At 43.2% G+C, this 26,926-nt stretch carries 28 protein-coding genes and 2 pseudogenes; 13 read left to right on the top strand and 17 right to left on the bottom strand.

The window, feature by feature from the left end; all coding sequences use genetic code 11:
- Nucleotides 1-13 precede the first annotated feature (13 nt).
- Complete coding sequence (locus tag BEP19_RS06325; protein WP_120189011.1) at nt 14-220, top strand: DUF1657 domain-containing protein; 207 nt, start codon at nt 14-16, stop codon at nt 218-220.
- 34 nt (nt 221-254) lie between these two features.
- Here BEP19_RS06325 and BEP19_RS06320 read toward each other — a convergent pair whose 3' ends face one another.
- The 7 genes from BEP19_RS06320 to BEP19_RS06290 all read right to left on the bottom strand — a co-directional run bounded on the left by BEP19_RS06320 (nt 255) and on the right by BEP19_RS06290 (nt 8,424).
- Nucleotides 255-686 carry an acyl-CoA thioesterase gene (locus BEP19_RS06320; protein WP_120189010.1) on the bottom strand — a complete coding sequence of 144 codons (432 nt, stop codon included), beginning with the start codon at nt 684-686 and terminating at the stop codon, nt 255-257.
- Between the two features lie 21 nt (nt 687-707).
- A complete protein-coding gene (accA, locus tag BEP19_RS06315) occupies nt 708-1,730 on the bottom strand; it encodes an acetyl-CoA carboxylase carboxyl transferase subunit alpha (RefSeq protein ID WP_120189009.1) in 1,023 nt (340 codons plus the stop codon).
- Nucleotides 1,731-1,732: 2 nt separating this feature from the next.
- Nucleotides 1,733-2,608 carry an acetyl-CoA carboxylase, carboxyltransferase subunit beta gene (gene accD, locus BEP19_RS06310; protein WP_120189008.1) on the bottom strand — a complete coding sequence of 292 codons (876 nt, stop codon included), beginning with the start codon at nt 2,606-2,608 and terminating at the stop codon, nt 1,733-1,735.
- Nucleotides 2,609-2,671: 63 nt separating this feature from the next.
- A complete protein-coding gene (locus tag BEP19_RS06305; protein ID WP_120189007.1) occupies nt 2,672-2,857 on the bottom strand; it encodes a glutamate decarboxylase in 186 nt (61 codons plus the stop codon).
- Nucleotides 2,858-2,904: 47 nt separating this feature from the next.
- On the bottom strand, nt 2,905-3,582 hold the full coding sequence (locus BEP19_RS06300) for a FadR/GntR family transcriptional regulator (protein WP_120189006.1): 678 nt from the start codon (nt 3,580-3,582) through the stop codon (nt 2,905-2,907).
- Between the two features lie 61 nt (nt 3,583-3,643).
- Nucleotides 3,644-4,876 (bottom strand): NAD(P)-dependent malic enzyme, encoded by a 1,233-nt coding sequence (locus tag BEP19_RS06295; RefSeq protein ID WP_120189005.1) that lies wholly within the window; start codon nt 4,874-4,876, stop codon nt 3,644-3,646.
- Nucleotides 4,877-5,001: 125 nt separating this feature from the next.
- Nucleotides 5,002-8,424, bottom strand: coding sequence for a DNA polymerase III subunit alpha (locus tag BEP19_RS06290; protein ID WP_120189004.1), 3,423 nt, complete (start codon nt 8,422-8,424; stop codon nt 5,002-5,004).
- Nucleotides 8,425-8,561: 137 nt separating this feature from the next.
- Here BEP19_RS06290 and BEP19_RS06285 point away from each other — a divergent pair, with 137 nt between their 5' ends.
- From BEP19_RS06285 to BEP19_RS06265, 5 genes are all read left to right on the top strand, one after another.
- Complete coding sequence (locus BEP19_RS06285; protein WP_120189003.1) at nt 8,562-8,885, top strand: YtrH family sporulation protein; 324 nt, start codon at nt 8,562-8,564, stop codon at nt 8,883-8,885.
- Between the two features lie 74 nt (nt 8,886-8,959).
- Complete coding sequence (locus BEP19_RS06280; RefSeq protein WP_120189002.1) at nt 8,960-9,379, top strand: sporulation membrane protein YtrI; 420 nt, start codon at nt 8,960-8,962, stop codon at nt 9,377-9,379.
- 99 nt (nt 9,380-9,478) lie between these two features.
- Nucleotides 9,479-9,760 carry a YtpI family protein gene (locus BEP19_RS06275; RefSeq protein ID WP_120189001.1) on the top strand — a complete coding sequence of 94 codons (282 nt, stop codon included), beginning with the start codon at nt 9,479-9,481 and terminating at the stop codon, nt 9,758-9,760.
- 14 nt (nt 9,761-9,774) lie between these two features.
- Nucleotides 9,775-10,098 carry a YbjQ family protein gene (locus tag BEP19_RS06270; RefSeq protein WP_120189000.1) on the top strand — a complete coding sequence of 108 codons (324 nt, stop codon included), beginning with the start codon at nt 9,775-9,777 and terminating at the stop codon, nt 10,096-10,098.
- Nucleotides 10,095-10,328 (top strand): hypothetical protein, encoded by a 234-nt coding sequence (locus tag BEP19_RS06265; RefSeq protein ID WP_120188999.1) that lies wholly within the window; start codon nt 10,095-10,097, stop codon nt 10,326-10,328. The genes BEP19_RS06270 and BEP19_RS06265 overlap by 4 nt, the downstream gene beginning before the upstream one ends.
- Nucleotides 10,329-10,373: 45 nt before the next feature.
- Here BEP19_RS06265 and BEP19_RS06260 read toward each other — a convergent pair whose 3' ends face one another.
- The 6 genes from BEP19_RS06260 to BEP19_RS06235 all read right to left on the bottom strand — a co-directional run bounded on the left by BEP19_RS06260 (nt 10,374) and on the right by BEP19_RS06235 (nt 16,253).
- On the bottom strand, nt 10,374-11,687 hold the full coding sequence (locus BEP19_RS06260; protein ID WP_120188998.1) for a DRTGG domain-containing protein: 1,314 nt from the start codon (nt 11,685-11,687) through the stop codon (nt 10,374-10,376).
- 139 nt (nt 11,688-11,826) lie between these two features.
- Nucleotides 11,827-12,102: a hypothetical protein gene (locus BEP19_RS06255; protein WP_120188997.1), complete on the bottom strand. Its 276-nt coding sequence runs from the start codon at nt 12,100-12,102 to the stop codon at nt 11,827-11,829.
- Nucleotides 12,103-12,187: 85 nt separating this feature from the next.
- Nucleotides 12,188-12,829, bottom strand: a complete 642-nt coding sequence (trmB, locus tag BEP19_RS06250; protein ID WP_120188996.1) for a tRNA (guanosine(46)-N7)-methyltransferase TrmB — start codon at nt 12,827-12,829, stop codon at nt 12,188-12,190.
- Between the two features lie 40 nt (nt 12,830-12,869).
- Nucleotides 12,870-14,126, bottom strand: a complete 1,257-nt coding sequence (locus BEP19_RS06245; protein WP_170145291.1) for a M48 family metallopeptidase — start codon at nt 14,124-14,126, stop codon at nt 12,870-12,872.
- A gap of 228 nt (nt 14,127-14,354) precedes the next feature.
- The gene (locus BEP19_RS06240; protein ID WP_120188994.1) at nt 14,355-15,047 is read right to left on the bottom strand and encodes a metal-dependent hydrolase; all 693 of its coding nucleotides are present in this window, start codon (nt 15,045-15,047) and stop codon (nt 14,355-14,357) included.
- Between the two features lie 75 nt (nt 15,048-15,122).
- Complete coding sequence (locus BEP19_RS06235) at nt 15,123-16,253, bottom strand: DUF445 family protein (RefSeq protein WP_120188993.1); 1,131 nt, start codon at nt 16,251-16,253, stop codon at nt 15,123-15,125.
- A 125-nt stretch (nt 16,254-16,378) separates the two neighbouring features.
- Between BEP19_RS06235 and BEP19_RS06230 the strand changes: the two genes are divergently transcribed.
- From BEP19_RS06230 to BEP19_RS06205, 6 genes are read left to right on the top strand one after another with little or no spacing between them, the layout of a single operon-like run.
- Nucleotides 16,379-17,824 carry a YheC/YheD family endospore coat-associated protein gene (locus tag BEP19_RS06230; protein ID WP_170145290.1) on the top strand — a complete coding sequence of 482 codons (1,446 nt, stop codon included), beginning with the start codon at nt 16,379-16,381 and terminating at the stop codon, nt 17,822-17,824.
- Between the two features lie 10 nt (nt 17,825-17,834).
- Nucleotides 17,835-19,001, top strand: a complete 1,167-nt coding sequence (locus BEP19_RS06225; protein ID WP_120188991.1) for a YheC/YheD family endospore coat-associated protein — start codon at nt 17,835-17,837, stop codon at nt 18,999-19,001.
- A 40-nt stretch (nt 19,002-19,041) separates the two neighbouring features.
- Nucleotides 19,042-20,409, top strand: coding sequence for a YheC/YheD family endospore coat-associated protein (locus tag BEP19_RS06220; protein WP_120188990.1), 1,368 nt, complete (start codon nt 19,042-19,044; stop codon nt 20,407-20,409).
- A gap of 20 nt (nt 20,410-20,429) precedes the next feature.
- Nucleotides 20,430-21,761, top strand: coding sequence for a YheC/YheD family endospore coat-associated protein (locus BEP19_RS06215; protein WP_120188989.1), 1,332 nt, complete (start codon nt 20,430-20,432; stop codon nt 21,759-21,761).
- Nucleotides 21,736-22,194, top strand: a complete 459-nt coding sequence (locus BEP19_RS06210) for a GNAT family N-acetyltransferase (RefSeq protein WP_120188988.1) — start codon at nt 21,736-21,738, stop codon at nt 22,192-22,194. Before BEP19_RS06215 ends, BEP19_RS06210 begins: the two co-directional genes overlap by 26 nt.
- Nucleotide 22,195: 1 nt before the next feature.
- Nucleotides 22,196-23,275, top strand: coding sequence for a YheC/YheD family endospore coat-associated protein (locus BEP19_RS06205; RefSeq protein ID WP_120188987.1), 1,080 nt, complete (start codon nt 22,196-22,198; stop codon nt 23,273-23,275).
- A 12-nt stretch (nt 23,276-23,287) separates the two neighbouring features.
- On the opposite strand, the gene BEP19_RS06200 is transcribed toward BEP19_RS06205, so the two are convergent.
- From BEP19_RS06200 to BEP19_RS17945, 3 genes and pseudogenes are all read right to left on the bottom strand, one after another.
- Nucleotides 23,288-23,875, bottom strand: coding sequence for a hypothetical protein (locus BEP19_RS06200; protein ID WP_147393774.1), 588 nt, complete (start codon nt 23,873-23,875; stop codon nt 23,288-23,290).
- Nucleotides 23,876-23,951: 76 nt separating this feature from the next.
- On the bottom strand, nt 23,952-25,382 hold the full coding sequence (locus BEP19_RS06195; protein WP_120189947.1) for a SpoVR family protein: 1,431 nt from the start codon (nt 25,380-25,382) through the stop codon (nt 23,952-23,954).
- A gap of 166 nt (nt 25,383-25,548) precedes the next feature.
- Nucleotides 25,549-25,701, bottom strand: a pseudogene (locus BEP19_RS17945) (sporulation protein YhbH); the annotation flags it as partial.
- Between the two features lie 186 nt (nt 25,702-25,887).
- Here BEP19_RS17945 and BEP19_RS06185 point away from each other — a divergent pair.
- A pseudogene (locus tag BEP19_RS06185) lies at nt 25,888-26,109 on the top strand (AbrB/MazE/SpoVT family DNA-binding domain-containing protein); the annotation flags it as partial.
- A gap of 283 nt (nt 26,110-26,392) precedes the next feature.
- On the opposite strand, the gene BEP19_RS06175 reads toward BEP19_RS06185, so the two are convergent.
- A partial coding sequence (locus BEP19_RS06175; protein WP_281269281.1) for an exosporium glycoprotein BclB-related protein occupies nt 26,393-26,926 on the bottom strand: 534 nt, incomplete at its 5' end.

Here is a 26,926-nt window from a genome sequence, read left to right as displayed (position 1 = left end):
GGAGGGATTGCTGATGACAGTCGGAACGCAACTCCATCAAACACTTGCCAGCGCTGAGGGTTTAAAAGCAAGTTTCAAAACATTTTCATTGGAAACAGATGACCAACAGGCGAAACAAATGTTTAGTCAATTGGCTGAAACAATGACGAATGTTGTAAACTCTTTGCAAGAGCGAGTGACTTATGTAGAACAACAAGAACCCCAATACAAAATGCCTTAATTTTAAAGGGCTTGCGCAATAAAGAAGAGGGAACCTACACGGTTCCCTCTTTCTTTTTCACTTTTTCAAATAACTCATGCAGTTCAAGCAAGTGGTTTTTCAAACGAATCGGCTTAAATGTATCTTTAGGAACAATCACATGAGAACTAAATCCTTCGACGCAAAGCTCGTTGCTTTTATTTAAAACTTGATAAGAAAATCGAATACGCAATCCATCGTAATGATCTAAACTTGTTTTCACAATCGCTGTTTCCCCGTATCTAAGCGGTTTTTTATACGTTGCATGCACATCCAAAACAGGTAAAATAAAACCCTGTTCTTCCACACTCGCATAGGAAATACCTAATTCATCAATGAAATCTGTTCTCCCCACCTCAAACCAAATAATGTAGGATGAATGATGAACAATTTCCATCGCGTCTGTTTCCGCATATCTCACTTTTAGTTCTGATTCCGACACAAACATAATACGAGATGGGCTCCTTTCCTATGTCTCGACTTCTTCTGTCGCGATCTCCTCTATTTCGGCCTGCTCCGTTTCCATTTCTTCAGTGACGAAGCTCGTAAACTGACCAATCGCCGCAAACTTATCGTATCGATCTTGTTTCAATTGCTCTACGCTGAAGCCGCTCAGTTCTTGCAAATGTTCAACGAGCGCTTGGCGCATGAGCAAAGCTTGTTTCTCTAAATCTTTGTGCGCTCCGCCAAAAGGTTCCGCAATAATATCGTCAATAATGCGAAGTTCTTTCAGATCATGAGCCGTAATTTTCAATCTTTCCGCCGCCCGCTGGGCTAAACCCGCGTCTTTCCATAATAAAGCCGCAGCGCCTTCAGGGGAGATCACCGAGTAAAAGGAATTCTCTAACATGAGCATCCGATTCCCGGCTCCAAGCGCAAGCGCCCCGCCGCTGCCTCCCTCGCCAGTCACGATACTAATAATCGGCACTTCAAACGTTGCCATCTCTCTGAGGTTCCGAGCAATCGCTTCACTCTGTCCGCGTTCTTCTGCCGCGATCCCCGGATAGGCTCCTGGCGTATTGATTAGACAAATGATCGGCCGACCGAATTTATTCGCCTGTTGCATTAAGCGCAACGCTTTTCGATAGCCTTCAGGGTGAGGCATCCCAAAATTGCGAGCAATATTATCTTTTGTATCTTTTCCCTTTTGATGGCCAATCACCGTGACGGGTTGGCCGTTAAATTTAGCGATTCCGCCGACAATCGCCGCATCGTCTCCAAACACGCGATCACCGTGAAGCTCTAGAAAATCAGTAAACACCAACTCGATATAGTCCAGTGTCGTCGGCCGCTCGGCATGTCGAGCAATTTGGACACGTTGCCACGGCGTTAAATTGCCGTATATTTCCGTCTGCAAATCTTTGGCCTTTTCCTCTAGTTTTATGATCTCTTCCGTGAAATCAATTCCTTTTTCTTCTGTAAACTTACGCAGTTCCGCTATTTTTGTCTGTAATTCAATGAGGGGTTTTTCAAATTGAAGATCACCGCCCATATTTACTCACCCCTCACTTGATGGATATCCAAAATGGTCCCTAGCACATCGCGCATCTCTCTGCGGTGCACCACTTTATCTAATTGCCCATGTTCAAGCAAAAACTCTGACGTTTGAAAATTTTTAGGCAACTCCTGTCGAATCGTTTGTTCAATAATTCGTCGACCGGCAAAACCGATCAACGCTCCAGGCTCCGCCAAATTATAATCGCCTAGTGTAGCGAAACTAGCCGAAACTCCGCCCGTCGTTGGATTTGTCATCACCGATATAAATAATCCTTTGTTTTCACTAAGTCGAGCCAAAGCGGCGCTTGTCTTCGCCATTTGCATTAAACTAAGCACACCTTCCTGCATCCTTGCTCCCCCAGACGCGCAGAACAACACAAGCGGATATTGCTTTTCCAATGCTTGCTCTATCGCTCTAAAGATTTTCTCGCCGACGACGGAGCCCATGCTCCCCATTCGAAATCGTGAATCCATTACACCAATGACAACGGGGTGACCGTGGATCGCGCCTTCCCCTGTGACAACAGCCTCATTCAAATCTGTTTTTTCTCGATCCTTTTCTACTTTGTCGATGTAGTCCGGGAAATCCAACGGATCTGTTGAGATCAAGTCACTGTCATATTCAAGGAACTCGCCATCATCCAGTGTAGCTTCAATTCGTTCAAAGGCACTCATCGGAAAATGAAACTCGCATGACGGACAAATTTTGAGATTCTTATCCACTTCTTTTGTGTAACAAATTTCAGCGCATCGATTACATTTCACCATTAAACCCTCTGGTATTTCCTTCTTTTCCGTTGGAGCGGATGACGGGTTCGTTGGACTGTTAATCGTTGCGTATTTACGCCGCTTATAAAAAATATCTTTAAACAAAACATACACCTCTTATGGAAACGAACTCTCATTCGTTCGATTTGATTTCATTGCGCCTTTTGGCTATTGAATCATTGTATTTAAAATTTCCTGAATCTCATCCAATTCCGATTCTGGAACTAAAATTTCAAATTGTTGTTTAGAGCCTTTGGCCTGTCTAATGTTAATTAAGAAGCCCTCAGCAGTAAGCTTAGTTTGAATCGCTTCAGCCATTCTTTTACTATGCGCGATAAAAATCACTGTCCACATTTTTGGCCTCCTAGTTCACAAGGTAATCAACCGATTGTATCACGGTATCATAACTGTTCAGACAAGCCGCGAGCTTTTAGCAGATGTTGCTGGAGCAGTAATATCGCTTGCTCCTCATTCCTGTTACATATTGCGGCTAAAATGGCTCGATGTTCTTCGACGCTTGCGCTCGAGTCAGTTACGTTTTCCTTTTTCAAAACTTTACTATAATCAACAACTGGAAGCCAGATCCGATGTAAGACGGAGTTTTTACTCGCCCTTACGATCGCTCGATGAAACTCATCGTCCTCTTCCAACGGTTCAATGCCTAATTCAATTTTTTGGTCAGCCGCAGCGATCGTTTGCTCCATAATTTGAATGTACTTAGGAGTAATTCGTTTGCACGCTAATCGAACCGCGTCCAGCTCTAACAGCACCCTCATCTCTAGTAAATCTTTCTTAGGCTTCCGATCCCTAAGTAGATAGTAACTTAATATGTCAAACAGTTTATTGTGTCGGTAATGCTCAATAAAGGTGCCTTCTCCTCTTCGGGTTGTGATTAAACCTAGTAACTCAAGAGCCCGCAACGCTTCTCTTACTGACGAACGCCCTACCTGTAAACGTTCAGATAGTTCTCGTTCTGACGGCAACTTGTCCCCGGCCCGAAGTTTATCCGCTTCAATGATGCGATTTAATTCTAAGAGAATTCCGTGATAGACCTTTTCATTTATAGAGGAGTTGAACATCAGCCACCTCACCTTTTCATTCTAAAAACAAAAAGAAGGTAGTTAGAAACCCCTTCTTCTTTTATGAAAGAACAGATAATCTCTTCGTTCGTTCCTTTATTTCATCCGGACAAACATCCACTCGGGCGACACCCGTTTCGATCGCCGCTCGAGCCACTGCCGCTGCCACGCTTGGAGCAACCCTTGGATCAAAAGCTTTAGGAATCACGTACTCCTCAGCTCGCTCCGCTTCAACGACTAAATTAGCGATTGCGTAAACTGCGGCAATCTTCATTTGCTCATTGATTTCTGAAGCCCTTACATCCAGCGCCCCTCGAAAGATACCAGGAAAGGCCAACACATTGTTCACCTGATTCGGATAGTCGGAACGTCCAGTTCCCACGATCCGCGCGCCCGCTCGCTTAGCTTCCTCTGGCAACATTTCAGGATCTGGATTAGCCATCGCAAAGATAATCGGATCGCGTTTCATAGATTGAATCATCGGAGCATCAATGACTCCCGGCGCAGACACGCCAATAAACACATCCGCCCCAACGAGCGCGTCCCTGATTGTCCCTTGCTCGCGTTTCAGATTCGTGATTGCGGCAATCTTTTCCTTCATCTTATTCATCCCATCGGGACGATCGGAATAAATCATCCCTCTCGTATCACACAAAATGATATCTTTAATCCCAAGACTCAATAATAGTTTAATGATTGCAATACCCGCTGCTCCAGCGCCGTTCACAACCACCTTTATGTCTTCCAACTTCTTGTCCACAATTCTAAGCGCGTTGATGAGGCCAGCCGCAGTTACAATGGCTGTTCCATGCTGATCGTCATGAAAAATGGGAATATCACATTCCCGCTTCAACCGTTCCTCAATTTCAAAGCAAGCTGGGGCCGCTATATCCTCTAGATTAATCCCGCCAAACGTAGGAACGAGCGCTTTAATCGTTCGCGCCAACTCTTCCGTATCAGTACAATCCAAACAGATTGGAAAAGCATCGATTCCCGCAAACTTTTTGAACAGGACCGCTTTACCCTCCATGACCGGCAATGCTGCTTGCGGACCAATATTGCCGAGTCCAAGCACAGCTGTTCCATTCGTTACAACCGCCACCAAATTTCCTTTCATCGTGTAATCGTACACACTGCTCTCATTGGCTACGATTTCTTTGCAAGGTTCCGCAACACCTGGTGAATAAGCGAGACTTAAATCTTGCGCATTTCGGACTTCGATCTTTGCCTGAACCGCAAGCTTTCCTTGGTTCTTCTTATGCAATCTCAATGCCGCATCGCGTAATGTGGACAAGTAAATCCATCTCCTTCAGCAGAGTGGTCAGACCACTATTATCTTTAGATCATTATAACAGATGTTATATCCAAGTAAACCCAAAATTAGTCGTTATTTTATGAGCATTCTCGTCATTATTCTATTTACTCTCTGACAATTATTGACCCTTTTCCGACAATCGTTTCAAGTTCGACTAGCAATTTGCCGTTTAATTGAACATGGTAACGATCTTGTAGCTTTCTTGTGACCTTCTTCGTTTCATAGTAAAGGTAAACAGGGGTTGTACCTTGGTGTTTCAACAACTGTTGTTGCAGACCTACGAGCTTTCCAGAATGTTCGATTGTTTCGGTTACTTTAATAAATAAACCATTCGTTGATTTTTTCCGCCTTTCTTTGGAAACCGAAACGAGATCCCATATCTTGGCTGCAATGACCTTTGCCTTTTCTTCCTTCTTATCGACTCTCCCTTGCGCAATCACTAAATTCTCCCGCTTTAGAAAAGAGGAAAAGCGCGCATAGACGGATGGAAACACGACTAACTCGATCTGGGCAAACCTACCTTCCAATGAAACAAAAGCCATCGTTTCCCCTTTGCGTGTTGTAATCACCTTCACTTCATCGACCATCCCCGCCATCATCACGGGTGATTGATCTTGGCAATTTGCTAATTCAGCCTCAGACAAAAATTCTTTTCGCTGTAATAGAGAGGAGAATTCATCTAATGGATGCCCCGTGACATAAACACCTAACAGTTCCCGCTCCATATTCAAACATTCTTTCGGCGTAAAGGGCGGAACTTGTGGAAACTTTAATGTTTGCCCCGAATCTGCCCCTTTGTTCTCTCCATCAAACAAACTCGTTTGTCCCGCCGTTAAATCTTCTTTCATCGCCGCGCCCTTCTCAATCGCTTCATCTAAGACAGACAACTTTTCCGCTCGATGTCCCGGCAGTTCATCCATCGCTCCGCTTTGAATCAAGGCCTCGATCACTCTTCGATTACACATCCGCAAATCAACCCGACTGCAAAAATCGATTAAATCTTTGAAGGGGCCGCCTTCATGTCGTTCTTCAACGATCATTCGAATCGCCTGAAACCCTACATTTTTGATCGCTGAAAGAGCAAACAAAATTGCGTTCTGCTTAATCGCGAAGACTACTTCACTTTGATTCAGCGCAGGGGGCTGTGTCTCGATCCCCATCTTTCTCGCTTCCTCAATGTATTCCGCAATTTTTGGCGCGTTACCAATCGACATCGAAAGGAGCGCCGTCATAAACTCTCCGGGATAGTTCGCCTTTAAATAAGCCATTTGATAGGCAATTTGACTGTATGCGGCGCTATGACTGCGGTTAAAACCATAATCCGCAAAGCGAACGATTAAATTATAAAGTTCGTCAGCCAAACGATGATCATACCCTTGAACCACACATCCGTTAACGAAAGCTTGTCGCTGTTCTTCTAGCGTTTCTCTTTTTTTCTTCGAAATCGCTCTACGCAAAATATCCGCCTCTCCAAGCGTATATCCAGCCATTTTCGAAGCGATTTGCATAATCTGTTCTTGGTAAATAATAAAGCCATACGTGTCAGCTAAAATCGGTTCAAGATCTGGATGTAAGTAAGCAACGCGTTTCTTTCCATTTTTCGCCGCGGCATAGTCAGGAATGATTTCCATCGGACCTGGACGATAAAGAGCTAAGATCGCGATGATATCTTCCATCGAAGTTGGCTTTACTTCTTTCAACGCGTTTCGCATCCCAGCAGATTCAAGTTGAAAAACCCCTGTCGTATCCCCTTTGGATAGCATCTCAAACGTGTTGCGGTCATCATCAGGAATCCGCTTCAAATCAATCTCTAGCTGTTGATGTTCATGGATAAAACGCAACGTTTGGTCCAGGATCGTCAGATTTCTTAGCCCTAGGAAATCCATTTTTAACAAACCGATTTCCTCCAGGTGCTCCATCGAAAATTGGGTTAATGAAACCCCTTCATTTCCTTTTTGCAGCGGAACATAATGTGTTAACGGTTCCTTTGAGATGACAATGCCTGCCGCATGAGTGCTTGCGTGACGCGGCAACCCCTCCACTCTCCGAGCCGTGTCGATCAAATATTGAGCTTGTTCATCTTGTTCGTACAGTTGTTTTAGTTCTGTAATGGAACGAATCGCCTCCTGTAGGCTTGCTCTATTTGGAATCCTTTTCGCAATTTGATCGATCAAATGACCCGGATAGTTTAACGCCCTGCCAACATCTCGAATCGCAGCCCTCGCGGCCATCGTCCCGAATGTAATAATTTGAGCGACTCGCTCCTTACCATACTTGTCCGTGACATATTGGATCACTTCCGAACGTCTTTCAACCTCAAAGTCGATATCAATATCTGGCATGCTAATTCGCTCTGGATTTAAGAACCTCTCAAACAACAATTTATATTTTAACGGATCAATATCCGTAATAAATAACACATAAGCAACCAAGCTTCCCGCCGCGGAACCGCGCCCAGGACCCGTTACAATTTTTTGTTGATGCGCAAATCGCATAAAATCCCAAACAATTAAGAAATAATCACAAAAACCCATCTGCTCGATGACTGTTAGCTCATACTCTAGCCGCTGTTTTGCTTCATCAGATGGCGCTTCATATCTTTCATTTAAACCGCTTATCGCCAAGTTCCGTAAATAAGCAGACGCCGATTGTTCGTGAGACGGCAAAGGAAACTCGGGTAAAATATAGTTACCGAACGTTAACTCGACTTGACAGCGTTCAGCAATCCGCATCGTATTTTGCATCGCTTTAACAGCATAGGGAAATAACCGCGCCATTTCTTCGCCGCTTTTTAAGTAAAATTGATCGTTAGGAAACCGACTTCGATCTTGGTCCGTAACCGCCTTCCCTGATTCAATACAAAGCAACACATCGTGAATGGACGCATCTTGTTTCGACACATAGCGCACATTATTGGTAACAATTAAGGGGACAGCATATTCTTCAGAAAACGGAAGCAACCTTTGATTCAAAATGCGCTGCTCTTCTAAACCTTGATCTTGTAACCCGAGGTAGTAATTGTCTTTTCCGAAAATTTGTTGATATTGCGCGACAAGCTGTCCTGCCTGAACAAAGTTCCGTTGCATGACATGCTGCTGAACTTCTGCTTCCTGCCCTGCGCTGATCACAATTACGCCTGTTGCATACCTCTTTAATAATCCTATATTCACTTTCGGCTTTCCCCAAACCGTTTGTTGCTGAGAATCACTCACAAGGGCCATCAAATTACGATAACCCTCTTTCGTTTCAGCGAGTAACACGAGCGGAAAACGCGCTTGTTCGTTTCCTTTAATTCGATCGGCGAGATCTCCGTCAACAACATCCACGGTAACGCCAAGGATTGGCTTGATCCCCGCCTTTTTACACGTTTTATAAAAAGGAATAACCCCGTACATGGTAGCATGATCCGTAATGGCTAAGGCTTCCATTCCAAATTGGCTTGCCTGCGAAACAACTTCATGAATTCTGCAGGCTCCTTCCAATAAGCTATATTCACTGTGCATTTGTAAATGAACAAACTGCTCCATGTGTGATCCCTCTTCCTTTCTCTCCTCTAAAAATATTATACACCTCGTTTCTCGATCATTCACCTACCGACATCATAATCAGCTGAACAAGCCCATATAATGTTGTGACGGATATTAAACGGGGATGTGGTCTAACCATGCATTTATTAGAGAGAATTATTCTAAATTTTTTCGTAGCCTTTGGAATTGTCATTGGCGGTTCTTTACTTGCCGCTTTAGGATCGTTTCTCGTTAGAAAGCCCCCAATGGTTACGATGACAGACTATGCCGAACAACTAAAAATATGGGGACTAGTCGGAGCGTTGGGAGGCACTTTTGATTCCTTTATGCAAATTGATCGCGTATTTAACGACGGGCAACTCCACACAATCTTGCGTCAAATCATTTTAATCGTCAGCGCTTTTGCCGGCGCTCACACCGGTTTCAAATTGATGTTCATAATCGGTATGATGGAAAGATGAGGATTCCCAACCCGAACACTTACCGACGCTGGTTTCGATACTTAATGGTGTTTTTTCTAGGTGTTGTCTTAGGAGTGTTGATTCAACTTCTTTTCGTTGGGAAAGAGTTGGACAGACTTCATTTACAAATAGACAGTTTAAAAAATGAGAATATATCGCTTCTTGATGATGTCAAAAGATTTGAAGAAGAAAGAGCTAAAGCGCGCAAATCACAAAACTTAGTCGTTGAGCATCTCGAAGTCCACATTATGGATCCAAAACCCGATCAATTTACAGAGACAGAGTTGATTCGCTTAGTTAAAGAAGACACCAAATACTTAATAGGAAAGAAGCTAGAAACGATCAACGATTTGCACCTTTCCGTGCGTCAGCAGTTTAAAGGAAGAACTTATGAGGTAAAGGATGCTCTTGTCCAAACAGAATTACGAGCGATGACAATATACACAACCGTCCATTTACACATCTACGCCAAGCCTTTGCCACAAACTCCGTAGCTGCCATGATTTAGGTCGCGGGGTTTTTTTTATGCGCGCAAAACTGTATAATTGAACTACTTTAAGGATAATTGATAATATAAGGTAGGTTTGTAGACAATGATTCTAACCGGACTCACTCTTACGTCATTATTTTTAACCGTTTTCTTTGGCATCCAATATCGGATGGTAAAACAACCGTTAGCAAGGAAGATCGGGCAAGCGATTATGAATATATTTATGGGCGTAACCTTAATCTTGTTTGCCTTTGATCGGTTTATGCTTGAACTGACAACGATCAGAATGATCATGGCCATCATCTTGCTTGCCCTTGGTTTCGTTAATCTCGTAATGGGCATTAAAAACTATCGGTATTTTAAAAACTACTCAAATAACAAATAATGGAGGTTATTGATGTGTTGGTTGTGACAACGGAAAACATTCCTGGCCATCAAATTACAGAAGTAAAAGGTTCTGTATATGGCATTATTGTCCGAAGCAGAGGTTTAGGCGGAGATATTATGGCGGGTTTAAAAGGATTGGTTGGAGGTGAAATTAAGCAATACACGGCTATGTTAGAAGATTCAAGAAAAGCCGCTCTAGATCGCATGATTAAAAACGCCCATCAGATGGGCGCAAATGCAGTTGTTATGATGCGTTACGATTCTGGCTCTATTGGCAACAACATGAGCGAGATCGTCGCCTACGGGACAGCCGTCATCACGGAGAGAACGGAATGATTGACTTCGTTCTCGGTTTCTCCGTCTTACAAATTTTATTTGCTGTCGCCTGTATTTTACTTGGCTATTTCATATATGACAAACGATTTAATAGGAACCACGGCAATGAAGTTCCAAATGGTTTTATAGCCACACAAGAAGTGAATATCGATCCCGTAACAGGCATCAAAACAACCGTTTACTACAACCCCAAAACGGGAGAACGTTTTTACAAACAGGAAAAACCATAACAAACAGACCAAATCGCAACGCGAGATGGTCTGCCTGTAGCCTGTCTATCTTTCCACGACCTGGGTCGTCATCATCGCCTTTGAGACAAGAATGCCTTGGTGGAAAATCTCCACCTCTACTTTACCAAATTTACGACTAATCTCCATCACTTTCGGTCTCACTTCAATTTCGCTCTCGATTTGGAGTGGCTTTAAAAAATAAACAGTTATATTTTCAGGAACCATATCCCCTCTGCGCTGCTGCTTTAAAGCCCGACTGCCCGCTTCACAAATGATCGTCGTCAACACGCCACTTGAAATCGTTCCTAAGTGATTGGTCATTTGCGGAGTCACTTCCCCTCGAAACAGAATCTGTCCCCCGTCTAGTTTTTCCTCCCCAAATCGCGATATAATTTGATCGGCAAACGTATCGCCATTTTGCGGTTGCTTCTGAATATACTGCATCGCTTTTAACACATCTTGTCTACTGATGATCCCGAGCAGCTTTTTATGGTTATCAACGACTGGCAATAATTCAATCCCTTCCCAGACCATCATGTGAGCCGCAGAAGCAACCGACACGCGCGGCATCGTCGTAATCGGATGTTTTGTCATGACCTTTTCAATCATGACAGCTTCGTCTATGCCCATTACATCTTTAGGCGTTACAACCCCATGAATGCGCAACTGATCATCAACGACAGGAAACCGACCATGACCAACGTCTTTGACGAGTTCATGCCAATCCTTCACCTTATGACTCATATTCAAATAGAATGTTGCATTCGCGGGAGTTAGAATATCCTCGACCATTACGATCTCCTTTTTAATCAATCGATCATAGATCGCCCGATTGATTAAAGAGGCTACGGTAAATGAATCATAACTTGTGGAAATAATCGGAAGTTGCAACTCATCGGATAATTTCTTCACATCTTCGCTCGTATCGAACCCGCCTGTAATCAGCACGGCCGCCCCATTTTGTAAAGACAATTTGTGAGCCTGGTACCGGTTTCCGATAATTAATAGACTGCCCGGCTCCACATATCTCATCATCGCTTCCAGCTTCATCGCGCCGATGACAAATTTGTTTAGCGTTTTATGAAGTCCTTCTCTTCCCCCGATTACATGGCCATCAACAATGTTAACCACTTCAGCAAAAGTAAGCCGCTCAATATTCTTTTTTTGCTTCTTTTCGATACGGACAGTTCCGACCCGCTCAATGGTGCTAACCATCCCTTGCGTTTCCGCTTCTTTAATCGCTCGATAGGCTGTCCCTTCGCTCACTTCTAAATCTTTAGCCACTTGTCTTACGGAAATCTTGGACCCTACCTCCAACGTTTCGATATGCCGAATGATTTGTTCATGCTTCGTAGCCACGTGTATCACCTATACTTTTTATTTGTTGTTCTATTAAATTTCTCCCCATCTGTACCAGTCTGTTACATTAGATTATAGTCACAACTGATCTTATTAAGCAACAATTAAAAAAACAAGAGAGTTCACTGAACCCCCTTGTTTACAAATCAATCGACACTCTTCTTTTTTTTGAAGCAACACGAGCGTTTGGCTGTTCCTGTTTAAAGGAAACGGATTTAGATCTTCTTCGCGTCCTTCGCCCATCCCTAAGGACATATTGTAAATTGCCTCCAATTACAAGCAACGCAAAGGATGTCCAAATTAAGCTAAACCCTGTCGCCATTTCAGAGAACCCTTCGATCGGCAATCGAGGCGCCGCATAAAATAACAGACCGAGGGCAAGAATGAAGCAACTTAGCGCCCGAACTTTTTTCATCCTTTTTCCGCCTTTCATCAATTTTAGCCATGCTATAGAGATATATGAAGGCAAGCTATGAAAGATACCTTTTCGTTTTTTTTAATTAAACAACCGCCTCAAATCGATAAATTTTCAATCCTTGCTTAACAAACCTCTGTTCATATTCAGTCATAACCTTCTTTGCTTCTTCAAAACGACTGTTGTGGAGATCAAAGGTAATGTTACGCAATTGAAATCCTTGCTCGCTAAATTCATTAAGCGAGAACTCAAATAACGGCTCATTGTCTGTTTTAAGATGAATTTGGCCGCCTTTATTTAGGATCTTTTTATATTTCTCCAAGAAACCGCGATGCGTTAACCTTCGCTTTGCATGGCGATTTTTTGGCCACGGATCACTAAAGTTCAGATAAATTCTGGACACCTCATCTTTAGCGAAAACGTCCTCTATGTCATTAATATTAAACCACAGGAACGCGATATTTTTCAGCCCTTTTTCCACGGATTTTCTCACCGCGGCGATCAACACTTCCTCCTTTATCTCGACGCCGATAAAATTACAATCAGCGTGCTTCTCGGCAAGTGTAACGACGAAGTTCCCTTTTCCAGTACCTAGTTCCAAATGAATTGGCGCCTTATTTTGAAACCATTCATCCCACCTACCTCTGTATTCGTTCGGTTCATTGACCACCCATCGATCGTACGTGATGATCTCATCTTTAATCCACGGCTTTTTACGTAATCTCATTGCCTGCTTCTCCTTTATAAAATAGTACGCCTTCCTGATCTTATTTTGATCGTTGGAACTGCTGGGCGAACAGGATCCGCTCATACAACGTCGGGTGCGTATACAGAACATATTTAACTAAACGCGGCGGATTGACCTCAGATAGTCCTTCTACTGCTAGTCTTTGAAACGTACGAACAGCGGCATCGTGATCCTCTAACATGTCCATCGCATAGACGTCAGCCGCTTGCTCATAATGTCTAGACACACCGTTTTGAATCGGCATCGACACGAACGAAAACACGGAAAACAATAACAATATAATCGGCAAAGAGGCGAGCTCTTGCGGATGTTGAATCCCCCAAAAGGGACCAAAGCGATCCACCGTCCAGCGGAATGTTAGCGACAGTAAATAAAGGGCGACCAGCTGCGCAAAAATGGTTCCGAAAAACAACCAAGTCATGTGATGTAATGCGTAATGACCGATTTCGTGCGCCATGATGAACAATACTTCATCCTTTTTCAACTTTTGCAGTGTCGTATCCCAAAGCACAATTCTTGTATTTGAGCCCACACCCGTTACGTACGCGTTCAGCGCATTTGTTTTCTTCGACATGTCCACTTCATACACTTGATGAGTCGGAACTTGCGCCTGTTCTGCTAATTGCAAAATGTCATGCTTTAGCTGTTGATCTTGCAACGGCGAAAATTCATTGAAGATCGGGTCCAAGATGACGGGCTTGGCATACATAGAAAACAAGATGAGCGGGATCGAACATCCCCATAGCCAGAGCCACCAACGTTTCGGTGACTTTCGTAAAATGAAATAAAACAGCCAAACTATCGGGGTCATCATCACTAACGAAATTCCAAACGATTTCATTCGATCGAAAATCCAATTTGAAAACGGTTGGGTGGAGATGCCATATTCATGCCTCAACTGGAACAAATAATAATCCAGCGGGAACTGCAAGATCGTCGTCGTTAATGTGAGCAACAACAAAAACAAAAAAATGTTGACTATGTTCCATTTGAAAATCCTCTTTATCCCTCTTGCATAGGCTGCGGATAACCCAATTCCAAGAATAAGCAAATAGATCGCCCATTTGATCGGACCTGAAATAAACGTAATGATATTCTTTTCTCTTGAAAAAGAGACCGATTGCTGTAATTGTTCCTCCGTCATAAAGGTCGCGGGATCGGCTGCGGATCCTTGCCATTCCAACGGGAGAGAACTGGGGGCGTTGATTAGATAAACAGTGATCACGGCAATATAAACGATCAACGCCGCGGTAAAGAATATATAAAACTTTCTCAATCTCATCTTCTCCTCACCTTCCTGCTCTATACGACCATCTTCTCCAATCTGATTCATTTCAAGCCAGCGCCGCATCATTTTAACGACTAAAACATTCACCTATGTGAGGTGATCGAAAATGAAGAGTTATCGTCAGCGCGCTTCAGCAATCAAGAAAGAGGCTGCGCCAAAGAAGGTCCCTCCTCCTTTTAGTACAGCCTCTATCATCAATGAATGCTCATGACGCTATTAAATGAACGTGATGCTTTCCCCTGGTTGAATCACTTGTCCGCCAATCCCATACTCTTTCAACTTTTCGATATAAGCGGCGCCATCTTGTTTAATAAAATCAAATGTATTGTAATGAATCGGTAAAACTTGCTTAGCCTGTAACCACTGCGCCGCATGAACGGCATCTTCGGGTCCCATCGTGAATAAATCTCCGATTGGTAAAAAAGCAAGGTCAATGTCGTGAAGTTCGCCAATCATTTTCATGTCTCCAAATAAAGCGGTATCTCCAGCATGGTACAATGTTTTGCCTTCGATTGTTAGCAACAAACCTGTTGGCATCCCCATGTAGATGATTTCCTGCTTGTCATTCTCGATTAAACCTGAGCTGTGAAAAGCTTGAGTCAGTTTTACACTGCCAAACGGGAGCGGAAATGTCCCCCCTATATTTAGTGGTTGTGTCTTACAACCCTGCCACCCAAAATAATTAGCAAGTTCATACGTGGCGATAATGGTTGCATCATTGTTCTTCGCAATCGATGCGGCATCCTCGATATGGTCTGCATGTCCATGAGTCAGCAAAATATAATCTACTTTTATGTCTGCCGCTTTTGCCTTGGCAGCTGGGTTGTTTTCCAAAAATGGATCGATAATGATTGAATGATCCTGCGTCGTAATTTGAACTGTTGAATGTCCATGAAAAATAATTTTCATACTTTCCCCTCCGCTTTCATTTCTTCAAAATATCTACCCATATTTTGCCACACCAGTCCCTGCTTGTATATAGACCTAACTAAGCCACAGCACAAGCAATGCTTGAATCGCCCCGATCACCCCTCCTAACAACGCTCCCAGCACCGTAATCATTTTAAGTTCCTTCCCTGTGATGCTAACGATCATCCGCTCCAACATATGGACAGGAAAGTTTTCAACCTGACGGGCCGCGATCGCTGTGAGGTTGATTTTTTTCAACCCTTGTTCCAAATGGGACTCAGCCCAATCAAATAAGCGGTTTATAACGCTAGGGACTTTTGCGCGCAGCAACGGCAGCATAGCGCTCAACAATTGATTGACTTTCAGATTCCGAAGCTGATCAAACGCAACGACTTTGTCAACCGCAAACTGAATGCCATCGGCTACCCTCTCTTTTCCAATCCACTCAACGACCTCGTCCACATTCCGTTTATATGCCTTTTGAATTTCCTGTTGAATCAAACCAGACAACTTGGCCTGAAGCTCTTTATTCTCAAATGCGTCAACGAGCGAATGCCTTACCTTGTTAACAACCTTTTCATCCGACAAAAGCATCGAAGCGAGTCCCCCAAGCATACCGAGCCCGCCAGCCAGCTGACCTAACATCTGCCGAATAAAGACCGTTCCTTCATCAGATGCAAGGAACCCGCCAAACTTCTTTAATAGAATGGGAGAGATTTCTCCTAGCTTCAATTCGAGTTGCTGTTTGATCCCATACGGTAAAACCTCTTCAAGCGGGCGATCCGCATGATCAGCAAGTTGCTTCATGATCAACGCTTTAAGTTGTTGCTTTGTCGCCTCTTCTAATTGGCTATCTAAGGAAATGCCCCATTTAGCTAACACCACTTCCACCGTATCTTCTGAATCCTCTAGTTCATCCATTTTACGCAACAGCCACTCAATAACTTCCTGCTTTACTTCTCCCTTTTCTAACATACTTCGAACGCCATCCGGCGTAATTAAAAAGTTCTCTACCAATTTCCCCATCTGAAAAGCGAGCTCTTCATGCCGTTTTGGAATTAACCCTGGTGTAAAAGGCACTCTCCACTTGCCAATATAGTACGCTTTATACGGACGAAAAAGCATCCGAATCGCCAATTCATTAGTCAGTCCCCCGATCAACGCCCCGATCGTAATCTGTATTAAAAACAAAATAGGCCACGCCATTCAATCACCTCTGTAACAGTAGTTTACTCGCTATAGCTGCCTAAGCCCACTCTTATCACCAAGCTCCAAACGCCCTCATACTATACAGTAGTGTATAAGAAAGCCTAATGGGAAGGGGAATAAGCATGTCAAAAGTTTGCGCCGGAATACAAGTGGATGAACATTCGGACTTCCCTTCTGGGACGAACCTACTGATTAGTTCAAAGCTTCAACATTTGCTGCAACTCCCGCGTTCCCCCCTTACAATTCACCTGGGACAAAGAAAGAGCTCAAGCAGAGTTCAAACATTCACAAGTCAATCTTTTTTAATTCGGATACGTAAGGATCTGGCAGAACAGTTATGTATTCCGAATGGAATTCAGCTAAATATTCAGTATGAACCAAAAAGTAGGAGAATTTACCTTGGTCCGGTTTTCGGTGTTCTGATCACAAGTTTAATTCGTACCCCCGAAGGGATCTTCGGGTCCGCCTCTTTATTTTGCAAGGAACTTGTTCAGGAGGCGAAGTCAAAAGGAATTCTAGCTTATATCTTTACATTAAACGATGTTGACCAACAAAATCAAACCGTTAACGGATGGACGTGGATGAATGGAAAGTGGGTACAACGACGCTTACCCTCACCAGACAGTATCTATAATCGACTTGCCTCAAGGAAATCAGAAAACAAACCCGAAAATCAAGCAATTATTGAATCTTTCAAGAAAAAAGGGATCCATTACTTCAATGAACACTTCCTTAATAAGTGGCAAGTGCATGAGGCGCTTTCCAAAAATCCGCAAGTATCCGCTTATTTGCCGGGCACCACGTTATTTAAAGGATTTAGCACGATAAAAGAAGCCGTTTCGCGCTATCCTCAAGTGTATCTAAAACCGGCAAACGGCAGTCTGGGCAAAGGGATTTACCGCATTTCAAGAACTGGAAAGGGTTTTACGTGCCAGTATTCCACAATGGCCGGCACTGTTCAAAAAACGTATTCTAGCCTTGCCAAACTACACGCGTCGATCGGTCCGCGTATTTCTAAGTTCCCTTATTTGGTTCAACAAGGATTGCGACTGATTCGCATTAATGGAAACCCGCTTGATTTTAGATCGCTCGCTCAAAAAGATCGTACGGGTAAGTGGATCGTGACCTCGATTGTCGGTCGGATTGGGCAAAGTCAAAGCATCGTCTCTAACCTTGCGCGCGGCGGAACGATCATGTCTGTAGGGGAAGCTTTAGCGGCAGCGGGACCGTGGAGCGGAACGAGGCCGACACGAAATCAACTTTCCCAAACTTCCAGGTTGCTTGCCGAAGGGCTGGAAGCTGAATTAGAAGGACATTTCGGTGAGTTAGGGATCGATCTCGCTGTCGATACGAGCGGACGAATTTGGTTGTTAGAAATCAATGCGAAACCGTCCAAAAATGATGATCAAGTACTTTCAGAACAAACAAAAACGAGACCTTCCGTAAAGAAGTTGCTCGATTATAGCCTATTTTTAAAAAACATGACAAAATCTACTTCCAATGCGAATAAAGCAAGCCTGATTGCGTTGCGACGGAAACGTAATCAAAAAAAACGGAGGAAAAGGTGAGTGACGGGTCATGAACAATACTTGGCTAGGAATTATGACCGTATATGCGCCAACTCAACCGCCCTTTCCCGAAAAAGCCTTTTTTAGAACCCTGATTCAAGCTGGAACGCGAGAAGGAATCTCTGTTATCGTCTTCCATCCCAATCAAGTCGATTTTCAGTCACGAACAGTCCGTGGGTACACATGGGATGATACGAGCAAATGGAGCACAGTCACCGCTCCGATCCCGAATTACATTTATGACCGCTGTTTTTATTCTGGCAGAACGTACAACCAACAACATAAACCAGCCGTCGCAAAATTGTTACAAGATCCATCTATTCGTTTTTTGGGCGTTGGCTTAAAAGGAAAACTACAAATGTTTAACACCTTGAAGGAGCATCCATCACTTCGCCAATTTCTCCCGCCAACAGAAGTCTACTCCTCTTCAGCTCAACTCGTAGAATGGTTGGAACGGTTCCCATCTATCATTTTAAAACCGATTAACGGTTCTCTTGGGATTGGCGTATTAAAAGTAGCCCGAACCGCTCAATCACTCCGTGTTGAAGGGAGAGGGAGACGGAATGCGCTCATCCGTAGAAGCTTCCCTTCTATCCAACAATTCAGCTCATTTTTCCACTCTTATGCGCGTAGCTGGAAATATCTAATCCAACCCTACCTTACCCTCCGCAACAAAGAAGAGGTTCCCTTTGACATTCGCCTATTAACGCAAAAAGATGGATCGGGACAGTGGGCGACAACGGGCAAGGCGATTCGGGTTGGCGCCAAGCAGAGTATCACTTCTAATCTCCACGGCGGCGGCAAAGCCTTACCTTTCAACGAATTTATGCTCGCTAACTATACTTCGACTCAAATAAAAACCATTAAGGAACAATTGCATATTATAGAAACAATGTTACCCGCCTATTTAGAACGACAACACGGACCTTTAGTTGAATTAGGAATCGATGTTGGGATCGACCGCGAGCATAAGGTCTGGTTAATTGAAGTCAATTCAAAACCCGGCCGGGAAATTTTTGATCGCTTAAACGAAAAAGAAACAGCATTACTTTCAAAGCTAAATCCGCTGTTTTACACTAAATATTTAATGGATTCACGCGGGCATTTACAGCGTGTTTCGCAACGTTCAAAAACACGACAACGTCGCAAGAGAAACACGGGTAGAAAAAGGACCTAAACGCAATCCCATTACAAATATAAAGGAGCGTTATTCGGAGATGGAGTCAAAGCGAAGTCGAGTCCAGTTTCTCAAAAAGGATTATCCTGGCATTGTCATTTCACATACCTTGTGCAGAGAATTGGGCATTGAAAATCGTAAGCAGGTTTATGTGCAGTTAGGTCAACGGAAAGTCCTTACTCGTCTGTTAAAGGCGAAACAAGGTGAGCGGGACATTTGGTTCCCCCCTACTCTTCGCAAAGAACTTGTTGTCCCATTTAGCGGACAAATGCATGTCAAGTTTGAGGGGGACACGATCCGCATTGGACCTTTAGTTGGAATCTTAACAACTGGAGTTAGTCTAGTCGGAAATCGGCTCGTTAGTCAACGCGCCTCGTTCTTCCGACACCTGTTATCCGCGCAGCGAGGCGCGGGAATGTATTATTTTTTATTTACGCCCGGAAGCGTAGATTGGGAAACCAAAACCGCGCGCGGATATTTCCTTGTGGAAACAAATAATCGGGTTCATTGGCAGCAAGCCCCTGTACCCTTTCCTGATGTGATTTATAATCGAATCCCTAATCGTAGCTCAGAGCAATCACGCTCCGTAAAACTATTTAAAGAAAAGATGAACGCGCTATCTAATTGCTCGATGTTTAATCCAACATTTTTTAATAAATGGTCGATTCATCAACGACTGCAAGGTCATCTTTTCGCAACGAAACATATGCCTGAAACACACATTGCTCCTACTGTCAGCCGAATAGAAAACATGCTGCAAAAATACGGTATGGTCTATCTAAAACCCGGCAGCGGCAGCTTAGGTTTAGGGATTATTAAAATTTTTTATAGACCCGGCAACGGCTTTTTCTGTCGGTATAACCAAAAAGGTCAAAACGTCGTTAGACGTTATCGCACTTTAGCCCCTTTGCTCCAAGAACGCATCCCCCGTTCCAGATTCGGCTCCTATTTAGCCCAACAAGGAATCCGACTTATTAAGTACAATGGCAGACCGCTGGATTTTCGCGTGCATGCTCATAAAAATAGTAAAAACGAATGGGTTGTTGCCGCAATTGCCGCAAAGATCGCGGGTCAAGGGAGTGTCACGACCCATGTGCGCACAGGCGGCACGGTTATTTCAGGAGAAGATTTATTGCAACGAGTCTTCCAACATCGCGCCAAAGAAATGGAAGCGGCGCTGAAAGACACGGCGGTTCGATTAGCCGAAGCGATAGAATCGAGAGTACAGCAAAACATTGGTGAACTCGGCTTTGACCTTGGCATTGATGAAACAGGGCATATTTGGATGTTTGAAGCAAATTCACGACCAGGTCGTTCGGTCTTTAGACATGATGGATTAAGGGAAGCCGATAAGAAATCAATTAATCTAATCGTAGATTACAGTCGGTATTTAGCCAATTTCAACTAATAAATAGGAGCGTGTTACATTTGAATCAGATCCGAACAACAACCCTCTCTTTCCAACCATCCGCCAATCAATGGACGCTCCACGTTCCGGTTTCAACACTTAAAAAACTTGTTAAACAAAATAAGATGGTTCACCTAGGAAGAAAAGAGAAGGGAAGGGAACTGGCGCTCTCCTCATCGCCTCCTAAATACAATTCATTTTCCACCAAGATCAAGGTGGCCCAGCATCAGCAAACATTAACCGCTGGACCTCTCATCGGAATTTTAACCGTCAGACGTGGAGCTGGATTTAAAGGGAACAAGCGAAATTTCATTGACATTATGCGTATGGGGAAGCAGCTAGGCGCGCTCGTTTACGTGTTTGCCGCTGAAGATATTGATTGGTCAACCAATACGGTCGGCGCCTTTTTATATGATGAAACCAAGAATAGCTGGAAGCGCGCTTCTGAAATGCCGCTGCCAGATGTCGTCTATAATCGAATTCCTTATCGAGCCGATGAGGAAAAAGAGTTCGCGCAAAGGGCAATCAACCGATTAACATCGATGCCTTCGCTCCGTCTCTTCAATAGCCACTTTTTCAATAAATGGCATCTTTATGAAAAGTTAAGCAAAGATCCGAAGGTAGGGAAGTATGTTCCAGATACCATCAAATTTGAAACCTCAAAAGATTTATTAGCGATGGTAAATAAACACCCATTCCTCTATTTAAAGCCGATTGACGGTAAGGCAGGGCAAGGAATTATGACAGTGGAAACAAGCGGGGAGCGCCATATTCTAAAGCAACGCATCGGTTCTAAACTCGTTGTCAGAGCCGACCTAAGCCAACAGAAGCTCTGGGAACTGATCAAGGAAACACGGCAAAAAGGGTATGTTTTACAACAAGGCGTTCACTTAGCGACCTACAATCAACGTCCGTTTGACATCCGCGTCTTAATTCAGAAGGATCGAACCGGAACATTTCAACTATCTGGCATCGGAATCCGAGTCGCAGGTAAGAACAGCATTACCACCCACGTGCCTCGCGGCGGATCGATTGCCGCTCCCGATATCGTTTTGCGACACGCCAGACCAGCTGACCATGAGCAGATGATAAAGCGAATACAGCAAGTCGCTTTAGGGCTTGCAACCGCTTTAGAAGACCGTTATCCAGGGTTAGCTGAAATGTCGATGGATATTGGACTTGATACAAAAGGACAGCTCTGGTTTTTTGAAGCCAATGCTAAACCAATGAAATTCGATGAACCCCACATTCGAAAATTGTCTTTGGAGCGAATCATTGAATATTCCCAATACCTGTCGAAATTTACTGCAAAGGAGGAGCGTTCTCATGCAAGTAAAACAAATAACGCCTGAGACTCTCCCTGCGGTAAGGCCGAAATTAATCCGCTTCCTTAATTTACACGGCGATAAACGCATTACAAGACAAGGGATTCGCTGGTTAGAAAGATTGCAAGCAGAAAAGTTAAATCAAAAAGGCGACGTGATCCTCGTTGCGGTCGAACAAAAAAAATTAACGGGACTACTTGCCATCTCAGATTATGGGAGAAAAGAGTCGATTGTCGTCGTGCATCGACAACACCGCCAGAAAAAAACAGGAATTAACTTAATCTCTGAAATACTCAAGCGTGTTGACAAATGCTATGGACGCGTTGCCTTAGACAATGTCCCGAGCTTAAAGATGTGTTTCGCAATGGGGATGGTTGGCTTTAAAATTATAGAAGGGCCGACAGGTAAACCGACGCTATGGTTAGGATTAGGTAATTGGAAGAAAGAAGACGTGGAATAAAATGAAGAAGATGCGACTCGGTATTCTGACCTGGCGAACGAAACGTTATGTTGAGGAACGAACTTACTTTACTCACCTGGCGAAGGCGGCTAATCAATTAAATACCGATGTGTTTTTATTTTCGCCGCTCGACTTGCTTCAATCTGGGGAAGTCCGCTGCCTCCTATATACACGAGAAAAAGGTTGGATTGAACAACGTTGCCAACCGCCTGACGTCGTCTATGATCGATTTCGGAACATGCAACCGAATGCGTTTCGAACGTTCCTGCGCTTCAGAGAACAAAGCAACTGGACTTTCTTAAACTCACGAATGGCTCATAAGTGGAATCTGCACCGTTTTCTGCTCCAAAATAAAGAGTTGAATCAATGGTTACCCGAAACGATCTTTCTAGAACAGTCCCGAGAAGCCCTTCAATTACTAAAAAGGTACGATTCCATCTACGTAAAGCCCGTGAACGGCACTGGCGGCAAAGGGATCCTCTCCATCTCTAAGAGGAATGGGGCGTTTCGCCTCTTAGGACGCGATCTGCAACGAAAAGTAGTTAAAAAGAATACAACTTCTCCTCTAGAACTCACCAGATTTATCACGCATTGGACAAAAAAATCGAAATATATTGCGCAACAAGGATTGGATTTAGAATGGGGGACGGGTTTGATCACAGATTTTCGTTTATTAGTTCAAAAAGATGGGGATGGTCAGTGGACGATTACCGGTCTAGGCGGAAAAGTTGGCGGAAAAAATAGCGCCACTTCAAATTTGCACGGTGGCGGAAAAGCGATTCAGCCCGAGCGCTTTTTCCGCCAACACTTTTCAGAAGAAAAGAGTAAAGCGATTGAAGCTGAATGTGAAAAGCTAGGCTTAGCCGTAGCTGAATATATTGAAAACAAATTCGGGCGTTTGCTTGAACTTGGCATCGATCTTGGGATTGATACAGCAGGAAATGTATGGATTATTGAAGTCAACAACAAACCAGGCCGCGACATTTTTAAGCAGATGGGCGATTTGGATCGCTACCGAACAGCCGTCCGCCGACCAGTTGAATACGCCCGCTATATTTATGAAAGGAAAGGGGTCGATTAGCTCCTTTCCTTTTTATTTGACTGCTTCCAAATAATCTAAGATGGGTTCAAGCTGGGAGCTTAATGTCCAGTTTTTTTGTTTGAGTTTTGCTTGATGAACAACTTCAAAAGCGCGAACTTCTTCCCTAATTTGGCGAACACGATGACTCAGTTCAGAACACTGCTGATCCGTGAGCTGTTCTTCAATCGTTGAACAAATAAACGATCTGCACGTACTCGTCTTGTACGCGGGATGTAAGCTGCACCCTTTTCCTTCCACAAAAAAACGACAGACTGAAAAGCTTAATTTTAAGTCAGCTTGTTCCAGGTTTGATAATTCTTTCTCTTGCAAAGCCTCCATATACAACGGATGAACATAGGCGTGAACCGTTATCGTATAATCATCAACCACACTCTGTTCATGACGATAGATCTGTTCGTAAAAGAAGGCGCGATCGCCCGCCTTTAGCATCTTGTGTATCTCAAACAGCCCGAATACGGGACTGTGGCTGCAACAGCCAACATGAAGCAGTTGACGATGATAAGGAGCAAAATAAGGGTCAGGGCATTGCCGACATTGGGCAGATAGCAGTTGTTTAAAAGTTGGGTCCCATTCTATCATCTTTCATCACCTGTCCCTATCGTACAAGCGAAAAAAAGACGAGTCAATCTATTTGACCCGCCTTTTTTGGATATACCTACAATAAACGACGATGCGTCTTTTTTCCGTCATGCGTAAATAACACTTGTCGTCCTTCAATTAATGTTTCCAAATGAATCGTTCTGCCCCATAATTGATACACATAAGGCAATGTCTTCTCGACATATTTAACGTCTAGCTCCATATCCTCAAAGAAGTGTTTAAGATACAACTCGCCATTCTTTAAATAATCCCCGTCCTCAACAGTTATATAAGGAAAACCCCCATTAACCCTAGAAATAACTAATTGATCCCTTACTTGCTCCCAGCTTTTGTCGGTAATGACCCAATCCCGACCTTGTTTCGCATAGATATACATGTCTAGTTCATCGACCAACTCTTTCGTCATATAATTTCGAAGGAAAGAGATATCGGACTCGACTTCACGCGCTTCAAACATCTTTTTTCTTCCTTGGCCTTTCTTGCGACCTAGTTTGATTTGTTCTTCTTCAGTTGGATGATCCCACCTGCGTTCGATATCTTCGAACATCTTCAATCCCAAGTAGTACGGATTAATCGTTGTTGTTGAAGGTTGGACAACACCCGCGTTTAATTTCGCGTATTCAATCGTCTCTTGCTCTGTTAAATCCATTTCTCTCAAAATTCTTTGATGCCAATAGGACGCCCAGCCTTCATTCATTACCTTCGTCTCTAACTGCGGCCAAAAATACAGCATCTCTTCCCTCATAATCGTTAAGATATCTCTTTGCCAATCTTGTAAATAGTGACCGTACTCTTGAATGAACAAAAGCACATCTTTTTCCGACTGCGGCGGGAATTTTTGCGGCTTTCGAGCCGCTTTTAATTTCGCGTCTCTTCTCTCTTGTTCCTCTTTGTCGAGTCCCCACAAGTCGTCGTAAGGTCCATCGAAACCAACGGCCCTTCTCCGATCCTGTTGATCTTGTTCAGTCCAGCGCAACTTTGCGGCGAACAGGCTCGGATCAACATGCTCCTGAATGGCTAAAACCGCGTCGATGAATTGTTCCACCTTTTCTTTTCCATAAATAAGTTCATATCTACGAATCCGTTCCGCGCTGGCCGACATACTTTCAACCATATCTCGATTCGTATTTGAAAACCGCATGTTATTCTTGAAAAAGTCGCAGTGGGCCAAGACGTGGGCCACAATCAGTTTATTTTGAATTAATGAATTCCCGTCCAATAAAAAAGCGTAACAAGGATTAGAGTTTATGACGAGTTCGTAAATCTTGCTTAAACCAAGATCGTATTGCAACTTCATCTTGTGAAATGCTTTTCCAAAACTCCAGTGGGCGAAACGGGTAGGCATTCCATAGGCCCCGAATGTATAAATGATATCTGCCGGACAAATTTCATACCGCATCGGGAAAAAGTCAAGACCGAACCCTTTGGCAATCTCCGTGATCTCATAAATCGCTCTTTCTAATTGGCGTTTCTCATCCGGTGTCATCTTTTCACCTCGCATATCAAAAATGAGAGTCTCCTTTATTTACTATATGAAGGACAAAGACTTGTTTATGCTAAAAGTGAAGTTTTCATCTACAATAGATGAGCTTTGCTCAACTGAACACTCATTTTATCTTAGTGTGAAAAATAAGGCACTCCCTCAGGAGCGCCTATAATTTTATTCCTTCTTCCTTTTTAAAGAATGTCGTTAACGCCTTATACACTTCACCCTTTTCCCGAATTACGCAATGCTTAAATTTCGGGTCGTTAATGTGCTTATAGGCTGACATTAATGTGGAATGACGATTGTATTGATATAACTCTTTATGATATATACTTAACAAATTATATTTCAAAAAATATTTGTTCCCACCATTGAATATGTGAACTATGTAATATGAGTATACTTTTTGAATTGAGGATAATTTAATGTATTTAAATAAGCTTATAAAATGAAAATAAGCGGGGTTGACTACTTGTCTATAGTTAATGTTTAAAAGTGGGGTAATAATTTAGGTATTTGTACCCCAAAGGATATCGCTGATAAAATAGGCATAGACCAAGGATCCAGAATGGAATTAATTATTATTGGAAATGAAAATGTTATTACATTAAAACCGCAAAGAGAAAGAAATGAATACACATTAGAAGAACTATTATCACAAATTACTCCAGAAAATAGACATGATAAAATTGATTGTGGAGTTGTAGGACGTGAATTAATTTATTGATAACAACAGCTATCCAATAACAGGAGTAGTCCTAAGTGATCAAATTAAGTCCTTAGATTGGGCAGCTCGAAAACTAAAAGTATTAAAAAATATGATTCGGACAATTCACACTTTAACGAGATCGACAATATAATTAATGAGTGTTTATCTAAAATCTCGACATACCTCAAATAATCATCTTCTCTCTCAGAATTTGCATTCAGCAAGTACACTTATGCAAAGCTCTTTATTAAGTTATTTAGTAACGCAAACCCATAGGTTTGCGTTACTAAATTGTTAAATATCAACTAATGTCTATACCAGCACTGGCGTATCCCGCAACTGTATTTAATAAAGCTAATCCAGAGGCCGTAGCAGAAAAAACCATTAATAAGCGATCTTGAGGAGAAACTGGAATAGAAAGCCCTGATGTCACTCCATTACTAACTTCTCCAATTGAAATGAGCCCCGTTAGGGCAGGACCTAATGTGACAGCAGCACCCGGAATAGGTGTAAACGTATTATCAGGAGTTGTAGATCTGTATAATTGTGCTGTAATAGTCAATGAAGATCCAACTAAGCTAAGAGCAGCTGTTACACTAAAATAAGCAGCCATAGAAGTAATTGTTCCTTCTCTTGGCACTGAGAAGGCAAAGTTTAGAAGAGTTCCAGCAGCTCCAGTCAAATCAATTGCTCCGCTCCCTAGTAAACTTACACCAACTGCACTGTTTCCAAATCCCACCAGACTTGTCGTTCCCGCTAGTCCACCAGCAATTGTAGTAAGCGCAGTTGGTAAACCTGAGGCAAATGGGATAATAGCTCCAGCTCCAGCTTCTCC

This window comes from Ammoniphilus oxalaticus, from assembly GCF_003609605.1.
Classification (GTDB): Bacteria; Bacillota; Bacilli; order Aneurinibacillales; family RAOX-1; genus Ammoniphilus; species Ammoniphilus oxalaticus.
This window is presented reverse-complemented; position numbering and strand designations above follow the sequence as displayed.